This window comes from Celerinatantimonas marina (assembly GCF_046054165.1).
In the GTDB taxonomy this organism is placed as follows: Bacteria; Pseudomonadota; Gammaproteobacteria; order Enterobacterales; family Celerinatantimonadaceae; genus Celerinatantimonas.
The window spans coordinates 165,812-178,385 of sequence record NZ_JBFNXK010000006.1 but is presented as its reverse complement, the minus strand read 5'-3'; the positions used below and the strand labels follow the sequence as shown (position 1 = coordinate 178,385).

Genomic DNA, 12,574 nt, shown 5'->3' with positions numbered 1-12,574 from the left:
AGAACATGACTGGATCTCTTCTTGTTAATAATTTGGCAGGCTTGCTGATTATCACCTCGATGTTGGTGGTCATCGTCAGGAAGCCGGTGACCGCGACGCTGCTATATGCGTTGCAGTCTTTGGTACTGGTGTTGACCTTTGTGGCTCTGGGTCATCACTTCGGCTCTCATGAGCTATACAGCTGGGCGATCAGTGCGTTCATCACTAAAGTGGTTCTGGTGCCGCTTATTTTGGGATTTGCGTTTCGCAAGCTCTCCGATCCGGCGGCAGATCGCGGTGTGATCGGCAGTGCTTCACTGGTCTTGATTGCGGTCATCATCGTACTGGTGAGCTATTTTGCGGTGAAACCGGTGCAACTGCCACTGATCGGCGATCTGCAACCGGTACTGGCGGTCTCGATGGGGCATTTCTTCATCGGCCTGTTATGTATCGTCAGCCAGCGCAATATCCTCAAACAGGTATTTGGTTACTGCCTGATGGAAAACGGCTCACATCTGACGTTAGCGCTGTTGGCACATAATGCGCCGGAGCTGGTTGAAATCGGTATTGCGACCGATTCGATCTTCGCCGTCATCATCATGTCGGTGTTGGCGCGCAGCATCTATCGTCAGTTGGGCACCTTGGATGTTCGTCAACTTCTCTCTTTGAAAGGGTAATCAACATGGCAACTTTGAATTTATTTATTCTGCTGTTGGCTACCCCATTGGTAGCCGCCATTCTGGCGTTTCTGGTTCGGTTTATGGGAACGGGAAAAAGCCGGGTGGCAACGCTGATCCATATCATTGGTATGGTGGTACTGGCGATTGCCAGTTGGCAAATCATCGCTCGGATGTCGAGTCAGGGTGAGTTATTAGCCGCGCATCAGTGGTTGCATTTGGATAGTCTGGCTGCGCTATTTTTAGCCATTCTGGCCATTGTCGGTGTTTTGACCGGAGTGCACTCTATCGGTTATATGCGTCATGAATTGGCGCATGGGGAAATCAGTGATTCCCGAGTCTGTAATTACTACGGGTTTTTCCATCTGTTTTTATTCACCATGTTGCTGGTGATCACCACGAATAACCTGATCCTGATGTGGGCCGCAATTGAAGCTACCACCTTAAGTTCAGCTTTTCTGGTGGGCATTTATGGCAAACGCTCTTCGCTGGAAGCGGCCTGGAAGTACATCATCATTTGTACCGTCGGAGTTGCCTTTGGTCTGTACGGCACGATTCTGGTGTATTCGAATGCCGCCAGTGTGATGAGCGATCCGAGCCAGGCTATTTTCTGGACCGAAGTTATGCATCACACTAACTTGCTGGATGGCACGTTGATGCACTTGGCTTTCATCTTCATTTTAATTGGCTTTGGGACCAAAACCGGTCTGTTTCCGATGCATGCCTGGTTACCAGATGCGCATAGTGAAGCGGCCAGCCCGACCAGTGCGCTGCTCTCTGCGGTGCTGCTGAACTGTGCCTTACTGGTGATCATCCGTTATAGCACGTTGATTAGTGGTGCCATTGGACCGCAGTTCCCGCATCTGCTGCTGATGATCTTTGGGTTGTTATCCGTTGGGGTCGCGGCATTCTTAATTTTAGTGCAGCGCGATATGAAACGGCTGCTGGCTTATTCCAGTATGGAAAACATGGGTCTGATTGCATTTGCTCTGGGTCTGGGTGGCCCGATTGGGGTCTTTGCGGCGATGTTGCATACCCTCAACCATTCACTGGCCAAAACCTTATTGTTCTGTGGCTCCGGGAACGTGCTGTTGAAATTCGGCAGCCGCGATATGACTGTGGTCAAAGGCATTTTGCGGGTGACGCCGTTTACCGGGGCTCTGCTGGCCGGTGGTGCGCTGGCGTTGGGTGGGGTTCCTCCATTTAACGTGTTCTTAAGTGAAATGATGACCGTGACTGCGGGGATCCACAGTGGCCACTGGATTTTAATCTTAATTTTGTTGGCCTTCTTAACCGTGGTTCTGGCTGGATTGGTGCGGATGATCGTACTGTCGGTGCTGGGAAAAGCGCCCGAAAATGTGGCTCGTGGCGAGCTGGGCTGGTTAACCACGGTGCCGATGGCGGTTTTATTGGTGATGATGGTGATCATGGGCACGCATATTCCGGGTTCGGTGGGCCGTTTGTTAGTCGGTGCCAGTGAGGTTGTGACTCAATCTGATGGTCTGGCCCTGCAACAGCCATTATCGATGCAATCATGGCTCCCTACGGCTCAAGTGACCGTTCCGGCGACCACCCAATCTGTATCTTTATCTGTAACTTCTTCTCATCAGGAGCATTATCGTGACTAATCCATCTGCCGTGACTCATTCAGACCAGCGGGGCGCTTGTTATGTCGCTGCTGTCCACGACCAGTTTCCAGCCGCGATTCTGGAACAGGAATGGCAAACCGATGATCAATTGACGATGACGGTCAAACTAAATTCGCTCCCTGATGTGGTGGAATATCTTTACTACCAGCAAGGTGGATGGCTCTCAGTTTTATTCGGTAATGACGAGCGCAAACTGAACGGCCACTATGCGATTTACTATGTGTTATCGATGGAAAAAGGTGAAAAATGTTGGGTGGTTGTTCGCGCACTGGTGAATCCGACCGTTCCTGAATTTCCATCGGTGACCCCGAAAGTCCCGGCTGCGGTTTGGGGCGAACGGGAACTGTACGACATGTATGGATTGCGGGCGATTGGTCTGCCAGATGAACGGCGTTTGGTACTGCCGGATGACTGGCCGGACGATCTGTTTCCGCTGCGCAAAGACAGCATGGATTATCGGCAGCGTCCGGCACCGACCACGGATCGAGAAACCTATTCGTTTGATAATGAACTCGGTAATGAGAGTAATCGGGTGGTGCCGATTGGCCCACTGCATGTGACTTCGGATGAACCGGGACATTTCCGCTTGTTTGTCGATGGTGAGCAGATTGTCGATGCGGATTATCGACTGTTTTATGTGCATCGTGGCATGGAAAAACTGGCTGAAACCCGGATGGGTTATAACGAAGTGACCTTCCTTTCAGATCGGGTGTGCGGCATTTGTGGGTTCGCCCACAGTACCGCGTATACCACGTCAGTTGAGAATGCGCTGGGGATTAAAGTTCCGGCTCGGGCGCAGATGATTCGGGCCATTTTGCTGGAAGTGGAACGCTTGCACAGTCACCTGTTGAACTTAGGGTTATCTTGCCACTTTACCGGATTTGATTCCGGCTTCATGCAATTTTTCCGGGTCCGTGAAAAATCGATGAAAATGGCTGAAATCTTAACTGGTGCTCGTAAAACCTATGGGCTGAACCTGATTGGTGGGATCCGTCGCGATATGCTCAAAGATGACATGATCGCTACCCGCAAACTGGCGCAGGAGATGCGTCAAGAAGTTCAGGATCTGGTGGATGTCCTGTTGAGTACGCCCAATATTGAACAGCGTACCGTCGGGGTTGGTCGCCTTGATCCTCAAGTCGCTCGTGATTTTAGTAACGTTGGACCGATGGTTCGGGCCAGCGGTCATGCTCGTGATGCGCGTTTCGACCATGAATTTGTCGGTTATGGTCTGCTGCCGATGGAAATCCATAGTGAAATGAACTGTGATGTGTTGTCACGGGTAAAAGTGCGGATCAACGAAGTCTTTACCTCGCTGAATATGATTGATTACGGGTTGGATAACCTGCCGGGTGGACCGTTGGCCGTGGAAGGATTCACCTATCAGCCCCATAAATTTGCGCTGGGCTTTACCGAAGCACCGCGAGGGGATGATGTGCACTGGAGTATGACCGGTGATAACCAGAAACTGTATCGCTGGCGTTGCCGGGCAGCCACTTATGCCAACTGGCCGACACTGCGTTACATGCTGCGAGGAAACACCGTATCTGATGCGCCATTGATCATCGGGAGTCTGGATCCTTGTTACTCATGCACCGACCGTGTCACCTTTATTGATGTGAACAAACGTAAGAGTACCACTGTGTCTTATAAAGAAGTGGAACGTTACGGTATCGAACGCACCAACTCACCACTGAAGTAGTCTCAAGGAGCCTCTTGTTATGTTGAAATTTTTGAAAAAGGCCGTCAAAACCGGGGTGGTGACCGGCCAGGATCCGTTGGTGCCACCGAATCTGGATAAAAATTTTCGAGGGAAACCCGAACATCATCCGGAGCAGTGTATTGGTTGCGCGGCTTGTATTAATGCCTGCCCGGCCAATGCGCTGACGGTTACGACCAATCTTAAAACCGGGATGCAGCAATGGTCGCTGTTTTTAGGACAGTGTATTTTTTGTGGCCGCTGTGAAGAAGTGTGCCCAACGGCGGCGATTAAGTTAACGCCACAGGTGCAGCTGGCCGCCTTTAGTAAAGAGGATCTTTACCAGCGTTCTGATTTTCCAATCCAGAATTGCGTGGTGTGCGGCAAACCATTTGCCGTGCAAAAAGAGCTGCAATATGCCCAGTCGCTGCTGATGCAGGCCGGACAATATCAGGATGAAGTCGCTTTACAGCAACAGTTATGTACCTGCCCTTCATGTAAACGTGAGCAGAATATTACCCAGTCTCAGCGTATTCAGTTAAGCCGTCAGTTACGGGAGCAACAATCATGAGTGAAACATTGATCGGCCCACGCGATGCAAATGGTCAACCCGTACCGATTAGCATCGATGAGTCTGTAGCGAAAATGAAGCAGACGCTGCTCAATAAAATCGGTCGTTCGGCTTATGTTTACCGTGTGGATTGCGGAGGCTGTAACGGTTGTGAAATTGAAATTTTTGCCAGTATTACCCCGATTTTTGATGCGGAACGCTTTGGCGTCAAAGTGGTTCCATCGCCTCGTCATGCCGATATTTTACTGTACACCGGCGCCGTGACCCGGGCGATGCGAGTTCCGGCGATTCGCTCTTACGAATCAGCACCGGATCCTAAAATTGTGGTCTCCTATGGCGCTTGCGGGAATAGCGGCGGAATTTTCCACGATCTGTATTGCGTTTGGGGCGGTACCGATAAAATTGTGCCGGTTGATGTTTATATTCCGGGTTGTCCTCCAACCCCTGAAGCAACCCTTTATGGGTTTGCAATGGCATTAGGGTTGTTGGAACAGAAAATTCAACGCCGTGACCCATCCGCCCAAGATCAGCAACCGGCGCGGCTGCGTCATCCGCTGGTTGCGCCTCAGTTGCGAGTTGCCATTGAACGTAAAGCCCGGGAACTGGCGGGTTATCGCTATGGCTATCAGATTGCCGATCAGTACCTGAAATTGTTGGTTGAACCCAACTCGAAACAGGCCGTTGATCGCTACTTGGTGGAACAGAATGATCCGAGGTTGGCTGAAATTATCGGCCAGTTGGAACAGCTAACTGCGCAGAAACGAGCATGAGTGAAACGGTTACCTTCTTTATCTTAAGTCGCAAATTTGTCGATGAGAAAGACGCCAAACCAGAAGCACAGCAACTGGTGTATTACGGTTTGGCGATCGGTCACCATCTGGGCGTCGTCGATTGCTTTGAGCCGGTGATGAGTTGTCCTCTGGAGGAATATTTGCAGTGGATTGCGCTGATCGAGGCCCCCGAAGCCCGGCGTAAGCTGGAAGGGATCCCCAAATATGGCGAAATCGTGATTGATCGCTCCCATGTGGTGATGTTGGCGCAGGCTCTCGCCCAGTTGCCGGAATCGATGCCGTCCCAGTGGAAGCTGTGGCGACATGAACTGATGAAAATGTTGAATACGATCCAGGAAGAACCTGCGATCCATCTAGTTGTGAGGCGATTACATGACAGCTAACAAGGTCTTGCTGTGTGTCGGTAATTCGATGATGGGAGATGATGGGGTCGGCCCATTGTTAGCCGAGTTATGCAACCAGTCTCCCGTGGAATCGTGGTTGGTGCTGGATGGGGGCAGTGCTCCGGAAACCGAAACCATCCGGATCCGAGAGTTACAACCCTCGCAGTTGGTGATTGTCGATGCCACCGAAATGGGGCTAAACCCGGGCGAAATTCGCCGCGTCGATCCCGATCTGATCGGGGAGATGATGATGATGAGCACCCATTCGATGCCACTTAATTTTTTGATCGATGATCTCAAAGATGCGGTGGGTGAGATTGTGTTGGTTGGGGTGCAGCCGGACATTGTCGGTTTTTGTTATCCGATGACCGAAGCGGTGAAACAGGCGGCTGAGACTTTGCATCAACGGTTCCAACAGGGGAAACGAGTCGATGAATTTGAGCTGCTGCAACCGGTCGAGTTTCCTGAATAAAGCGTCGACACTTTTGACGAAATGACATGAAAGTGACATCAGAAAAAGCTCTGATCGTCACTTTTATTATATAACTTGATGAAAAACAAGGTAAAAAATGTTGGCTTAATTTATGTATGGGAATCTTAAATAAAAAAAAGCAGCTCTCATTCGCTTAAGACAATATCGGAGTGTTTCATGAATCGTTTTATTTTGGCTGATGCTAACAAATGTATCGGCTGTAGAACTTGTGAGGTGGCTTGTGCCGTAGCTCACCGCACGGATGGAGATGTTACGTCTCTATCCGCCGAAAATTTCACCCCTCGGATCCATGTGATTAAAGGTGAAAATGTCAGTACTGCGACACAGTGCCATCAATGTGAAGATGCCCCATGTGCCAACGTTTGTCCTAACGGTGCCATCCGTCGTGAAAACGGCATTATTCACGTTCTTCAGGAACGTTGCATCGGTTGTAAAACATGCGTGGTTGCCTGCCCTTACGGTGCGATGGAAGTTGTGACCTTCCCCGTGGTTCGGGATACCGGTGCTGCTGTGAATGTGATTGTGGAAAAAGCACAGGCGAACAAATGTGATCTTTGTTATGACCGTAGTGAAGGTCCTGCTTGTGTGAGTGTTTGTCCGACTAAAGCACTCAAATGTATCGATCGCAACGATTTAGCCGCGATGAATGCTGAAAAACGCCGCCGTGCAGCGCTCGATGCCAGTGCGTCGCTTCTTTAAAGAATTACAGGGTAGAGAACAATGAAAAAAGTAACGACTGTTTGTCCTTATTGTGGGGCTGGCTGTAAATTAAAACTGGTAGTTGAGAACGGTAAAATTGTTCGGGCCGAAGGTGCTGACGGGGCGACTAACCAGGGTGAATTATGCCTGAAAGGCTATTATGGCTGGGATTTTTTGAACGATACTAAATTGCTGACGCCTCGTCTGACTCAGCCGATGATCCGCCGTGAAAAAGGCGGGCGTTTGGAAGGGGTTTCTTGGGATGAAGCGATTAAATTCGTTGCTAAACGCCTAAACGAAATCAAAGCGGAGTTTGGTCCTCGCTCTATCATGTGTACTGGTTCATCACGGGGTACCGGTAACGAAACCAACTTTGTGATGCAGAAATTTGCCCGTGCGGTGATCGGTTCTAACAACGTCGATTGTTGTGCCCGTGTGTGTCATGGTCCATCGGTAGCAGGTCTACAGGCCACCTTGGGTAATGGCGCGATGAGTAACTCCATTGAAGATTTGGAAAACTCAAAATGTTTGTTGGTGTTCGGTTATAACTGTGCCGATTCCCACCCTATCGTGGCGCGCCGCGTGATTAAAGCTCGTGAAAACGGCGCGAAAATCATTGTGTGTGATCCTCGTAAAATTGAAACAGCTCGGATTGCCGATCAACATCTGGCACTGCGGAACGGTTCGAATATGGCATTGGTGAATGCCTTCATCCACACATTGATCGAAGAAAATCTCTACGATAAAGACTTCGTGGCTAAATATACAGAAGGCTTCGATAAACTGTGGGATATCGTTAAAGATTACGCGCCTGAAAAAGTTGAAGAGATCACCGGTCTACGAGCTGAACAGATCCGTAAAGCGATGCGTACTTATGCCGCTGCACCAACAGCCACTATCATGTGGGGGATGGGTGTGACTCAGTTCGGTCAGGGGACCGACGTTGTGAAAGGCTTGGCTACACTGGCTCAGTTAACAGGTAACTTGGGTCGTGAAGGTGTAGGTGTGGCTCCTGTGCGTGGCCAGAATAACGTACAGGGTGGCTGTGATATGGGCGTATTGCCTAACCAGTTCCCAGGCTATCAGAAAGTGACCGATGCTGCGGTTCGTGAAAAATTTGCGAAAGCTTGGGGAATCGATCCTGAACAGATGGATAAAGAAGTCGGCGTTCATATTACTCAGGTGCCTCATCTGGCTCTGGAAGGTAAAGTGAAAGCTTACTACATCATGGGTGAAGATCCGCTGCAAACTGAAGCTGATTTGAGCTTGGTTCGTAAAGGGATTGAAGCGCTCGACTTGTTGATTGTGCAGGATATCTTCATGACGAAAACCGCTGAACAGGCGGATGTGATCCTGCCCGCAACTTCATGGGGCGAACATGGTGGTGTCTTTACCTGTGCCGACCGTGGTTTCCAACGCTTCGAAAAAGCTGTTGAACCGATGTACAACGTTAAACGTGACTGGGAAATCATTTCATTGATCGCCACTGAAATGGGTTACCCCATGCACTATGAAAACAACCAGGAAATCTGGGACGAACTGCGTGAATTGTGCCCACTGTTCTACGGCGCCACTTATGAAAAAATGGGCGAATTGGGACATGTTCAGTGGCCTTGTTTGACTTTAGAAGACCCGGGTACACCTTATCTGTACAAAGATTTTAAATTTGCAACGCCTACTGGTAAAGGCCAGTTGTTTGCAACGCCTTGGCGGGCACCTGCTGAAAAACCGGATGCAGAATATCCTTTGGTTTTATGTACAGTGCGTGAAGTCGGCCACTACTCTTGCCGGTCAATGACCGGGAACTGCGCCGCACTGACAACATTGGCAGATGAACCTGGATTTGTTCAAATGAATCCTGCGGATGCGAAAAAACTGGGGATTGGCGATCAGGACTTAGTTTGGGTTGCTTCTCGCCGTGGTAAAGTGATTACCCGAGCCAACTACAACGAACGTATCAACCAGGGTGCAGTTTATATGACCTATCAGTGGTGGATCGGAGCTTGTAACGAACTGACTCAGGATAACCTAGACCCGATTTCTAAAACACCAGAAACCAAATACTGTGTGGTTAATGTCTCAGCGATTGAAGATCAAAACTGGGCTGAAAATCATGCGGAAACCATCTACAGCGAAATGAAAGCGCGGCTGCGGGATGCGGTTGAAGGTGCAGAAGCTCACGCATAAGGTTTGACCTTATGGATCAGGCCGTTGCGATCCGGATCTGCGGAACGATTCAAGGGGTGGGCTTCCGCCCCTTTGTCTGGCGGCTAGCCCAGCGTTTTGCATGCGTCGGAGATGTTTGTAATGATGGCGAAGGGGTGCTGGTTCGCATTATCGGCCCTGATCTCCCGCTGCCATCATTTATTGAGGCTTTGCGCTCAGAAGCACCACCGTTGGCCCGGATCCAGCAGATTGATGTTCAATCGTTTGACTGGCCTGATCCTCCTTCTCAGTTTACTATTCGGGATAATGTTAACAGTAGCATGCAGACTCAGATCAGCCCGGATGCGGCAACTTGTCCTGACTGCCTGAATGAACTGTTTACACCGCATAATTCCCGTTATCGTTATCCCTTCATTAATTGTACCCATTGTGGTCCCCGTTTTACCCTGATTGAGGCCATGCCTTATCGGCGAGCGCTGACGACAATGGGCTCTTTTGCGCTGTGTTCGGACTGTGATCATGAATATCATGATCCGGCGGATCGGCGTTTTCATGCTCAGCCCAATGCTTGTCCGGTGTGTGGCCCGCAGTTGCACTGGTTTTCCGCCGATGCCGAGTATTGGGGGGAAGCGGCATTGCAACAGACGGTCAAGCAGTTGTCACAGGGACAGATCATCGCGGTCAAAGGGCTGGGTGGTTTTCACTTAGTTTGCGATGCCTTGGATCAGAACGCAGTGACGCAACTGCGGCTGCGTAAACATCGCCCGGATAAGCCACTGGCGGTGATGTTGCCGAATCGGCACTGGTTGGAACAGATTGTTCTGCCTGAATATGTAGAATCCACCGAACAGCTATTGCGTGATGTCGCAACCCCGATTGTGCTGGCACCGCTGCGTGCTGATTCTCCGCTAGCGCCTTCTATTGCCCCCGGGCTCAACGAAATCGGTGTGCTATATCCCGGGCATCCATTACAACATTTGTTAGCGCATGATCTGGATCGGCCGCTGGTGATGACCTCCGCCAATGTATCGCATAGAGCGCCGCCATTGGACGATCAACAGATTATTAAGCAGCTCGCCAGTGTGGTGGACGGCGTGCTGGGGCACAATCGAAACATTGTCAGCCGCGCTGATGATTCGGTATGGCGGCTGGCCGAACCGCCATTTGTGATCCGCCGGAGTCGGGGATATGTGCCTCGGCCGGTGAATGTCTCGCTGCCGAAGTCGCATCGGCATACGCTGGCGCTGGGAGGCGATCTAAAAAATACGTTTGCCCTGCTTCGGCAAGGTGAAGTCGTGCTGAGTACGCATTATGGGGATTTAGCGCAACTTTCTATTCAAAAACAATGGCAACAGGCGTTGCAGCATTACCAGCGTCTTTATCAGTTTAAAGTTGAACAGATCGTTGTGGATGCCCATCCCGGTTATTTTTCTCATCAGTTCGGTCAGCAATTGGCCCGTCAACTGGATATGCCGGTTTGCGAAGTCTATCACCACCATGCCCATGTGGTGGCCGCGTTGTCTGAATCCGGCTGGCCTTTGGATCGCCCGGTGATCGGCCTGTGTCTGGATGGGCTGGGATGGGGAGAAGGCCAACAGTTGTGGGGCGGTGAATGTCTGGTTGCCGATAGTCGTACTTTTCAGCGGGTCGGCGGACTTCCCCCGGTGGCGTTGCCCGGTGGCGATCTGTGTGCTAAACAGCCGTGGCGCAATTTATTGGCGCAGTGGCATGCTTTTGTTCCGGGCTGGTCGGACTTTTGGTCGCAGCAAATCGCAGCGATGCCCGCGAAACCCCTGATTCGAGCCATGGAGCAGGGGATCCAATCACCATTGGCCTCGTCGACCGGACGCTTGTTCGATGCTGTCGCGACAGCGCTGAATATTGCGCCATTACAATTGGGGTTTGAAGGGCAGGCCGCGATGTTGCTGGAGCAATTAGCGATGCAGGCCGGACCTTGCTCTCAGCGGCTGCATATCCCTCTTCAGCAAAATAACGATCAGTGGCAGCTGGATTTAGCCTCATTTTGGCAGCAGTGGCTCAGCTGTGATGCTCGCCCGGCGCAAAAAGCCTGGCTATTTCATGATGCACTTGCTGCTGGTTTTGCATTATTGGCTCGCAAAGCCGCAGAAAAATTCAATATTAGCTCTATTGTGATAAATGGTGGGGTGATGAATAATGACCTGATGCGCCAGCGTTTTCGTGAGCATTTGGCGGGTTTTGAGTTATTTATTCCACATCAATTTCCGGCCGGTGATGGCGCATTGGCTTTAGGGCAAGCGGTGATTGCGGCCAGTCGTTCGGTTCTTTAGCTTTGATTTATCACAGGAGAAAGCTATGCAGTTTTGGGGATCACCGGTTCAGAAGCGGGCCATTTTAATGCTTGGGGGCTTGTTTATCGCCAATCTGGTGGCCTGGGGATGGGCGTTCCATGCTTTTTATGGCCATGCGGCACTCATTGGAACAGCGCTGCTCGCCTGGAGTTATGGGTTGCGGCATGCGGTGGATGCCGACCATATTGCGGCCATCGATAATGTGACGCGTAAACTGATGCAACAAGATAAAAAGCCAGTGGCCGTGGGCGCTTTTTTCTCGCTAGGTCATTCTACGATTGTGATCCTGGCGTCGCTGGCCATCGCACTGGCAACCAGTCATCTTTCTGAGCGTTTCAGTTGGTTTCACGAAGTCGGTGGGGTGATAGGAACCAGTGTTTCGGCTATTTTCTTACTGGTTCTCGCACTGATTAACTTTAATATTCTCTGTTCGGTGTGGCGGCGTTTCAATCAGGTGAAAGCGACCGGAACTGTTGAAGATCACGGGCTGGATGAGATGATAGCTGGTGGTCTGATGAGCCGGATTTATCATCGATTATTTAAACTGATTACTCATAGCTGGCAGATGTATTTGGTTGGCTTTTTATTCGGTTTAGGTTTTGATACCGCCACCGAAATCGGGGTGTTGGGTATTTCTGCCGCCGGAGCTTCTCAGGGGATGTCGATCTGGTCGATCATGGTGTTCCCGGCGCTGTTTACCAGTGGTATGGCCTTGATCGATTCGTTAGATAACCTTGTCATGATCAAAGCTTATGGTTGGGCGTTTGAAAAGCCGCTTCGTAAGCTCTATTACAACCTGACCATTACCGCCACTTCGGTGGTGGTCGCGGCATTTATTGGTGGCGCGGAAGCGCTCGGCTTGCTGGTTGATAAGTTGTCACTGCATGGCTTGCTGTGGCATTGGGTTGAGACTCTCAATGATAATTTAGGCAATGCCGGATTTGTGGTGATCGGTTTAATGGTGCTCTGCTGGTTTGTCTCGTTAGTGAATTATCGTATGCGAGGTTATGATCGCATTTTAGAAGACCGTAGCTGATTGAATTGATTGATTATTGATATACCTTTTCGTTGATTTCTATCAACTTCCCGCCTGACCCAAGCTGTTCTAATGAACCGGTGAAAAAGTTAGAACAGCTG

At 50.5% G+C, this 12,574-nt stretch carries 11 protein-coding genes; all 11 read left to right on the top strand.

The genetic code is table 11. The annotated features are described in order from the left end of the window. Positions 1-5: 5 nt before the first annotated feature. The 11 genes from hyfE to ABUE20_RS08660 all read left to right on the top strand — a co-directional run bounded on the left by hyfE (position 6) and on the right by ABUE20_RS08660 (position 12,473). The gene (gene hyfE / locus ABUE20_RS08710) at positions 6-656 is read left to right on the top strand and encodes a hydrogenase 4 membrane subunit (RefSeq protein WP_408619502.1); all 651 of its coding nucleotides are present in this window, start codon (positions 6-8) and stop codon (positions 654-656) included. A 5-nt stretch (positions 657-661) separates the two neighbouring features. After that, positions 662-2,284, top strand: a complete 1,623-nt coding sequence (locus tag ABUE20_RS08705; protein ID WP_408619501.1) for a hydrogenase 4 subunit F — start codon at positions 662-664, stop codon at positions 2,282-2,284. Positions 2,285-2,294: 10 nt separating this feature from the next. Beyond that, the gene (locus tag ABUE20_RS08700; RefSeq protein WP_408619587.1) at positions 2,295-4,007 is read left to right on the top strand and encodes a hydrogenase large subunit; all 1,713 of its coding nucleotides are present in this window, start codon (positions 2,295-2,297) and stop codon (positions 4,005-4,007) included. Positions 4,008-4,026: 19 nt separating this feature from the next. Next, positions 4,027-4,575, top strand: coding sequence for a formate hydrogenlyase complex iron-sulfur subunit (locus ABUE20_RS08695; protein WP_408619500.1), 549 nt, complete (start codon positions 4,027-4,029; stop codon positions 4,573-4,575). Beyond that, positions 4,572-5,345 carry an NADH-quinone oxidoreductase subunit B family protein gene (locus tag ABUE20_RS08690; protein ID WP_408619499.1) on the top strand — a complete coding sequence of 258 codons (774 nt, stop codon included), beginning with the start codon at positions 4,572-4,574 and terminating at the stop codon, positions 5,343-5,345. Before ABUE20_RS08695 ends, ABUE20_RS08690 begins: the two co-directional genes overlap by 4 nt. Continuing rightward, positions 5,342-5,749 (top strand): formate hydrogenlyase maturation HycH family protein, encoded by a 408-nt coding sequence (locus tag ABUE20_RS08685; RefSeq protein WP_408619498.1) that lies wholly within the window; start codon positions 5,342-5,344, stop codon positions 5,747-5,749. Before ABUE20_RS08690 ends, ABUE20_RS08685 begins: the two co-directional genes overlap by 4 nt. Next, a complete protein-coding gene (gene hycI / locus ABUE20_RS08680; RefSeq protein WP_408619497.1) occupies positions 5,739-6,221 on the top strand; it encodes a hydrogenase maturation peptidase HycI in 483 nt (160 codons plus the stop codon). The genes ABUE20_RS08685 and hycI overlap by 11 nt, the downstream gene beginning before the upstream one ends. 177 nt (positions 6,222-6,398) lie before the next feature. Beyond that, a complete protein-coding gene (gene hydN, locus ABUE20_RS08675) occupies positions 6,399-6,941 on the top strand; it encodes an electron transport protein HydN (RefSeq protein WP_408619496.1) in 543 nt (180 codons plus the stop codon). A gap of 21 nt (positions 6,942-6,962) precedes the next feature. Then, the gene (gene fdhF, locus ABUE20_RS08670; protein WP_408619495.1) at positions 6,963-9,128 is read left to right on the top strand and encodes a formate dehydrogenase subunit alpha; all 2,166 of its coding nucleotides are present in this window, start codon (positions 6,963-6,965) and stop codon (positions 9,126-9,128) included. 11 nt (positions 9,129-9,139) lie between these two features. Further along, positions 9,140-11,416, top strand: coding sequence for a carbamoyltransferase HypF (gene hypF, locus ABUE20_RS08665; protein ID WP_408619494.1), 2,277 nt, complete (start codon positions 9,140-9,142; stop codon positions 11,414-11,416). A gap of 25 nt (positions 11,417-11,441) precedes the next feature. Next, positions 11,442-12,473, top strand: coding sequence for a HoxN/HupN/NixA family nickel/cobalt transporter (locus ABUE20_RS08660; protein ID WP_408619493.1), 1,032 nt, complete (start codon positions 11,442-11,444; stop codon positions 12,471-12,473). The last annotated feature ends 101 nt before the right edge of the window (positions 12,474-12,574 follow it).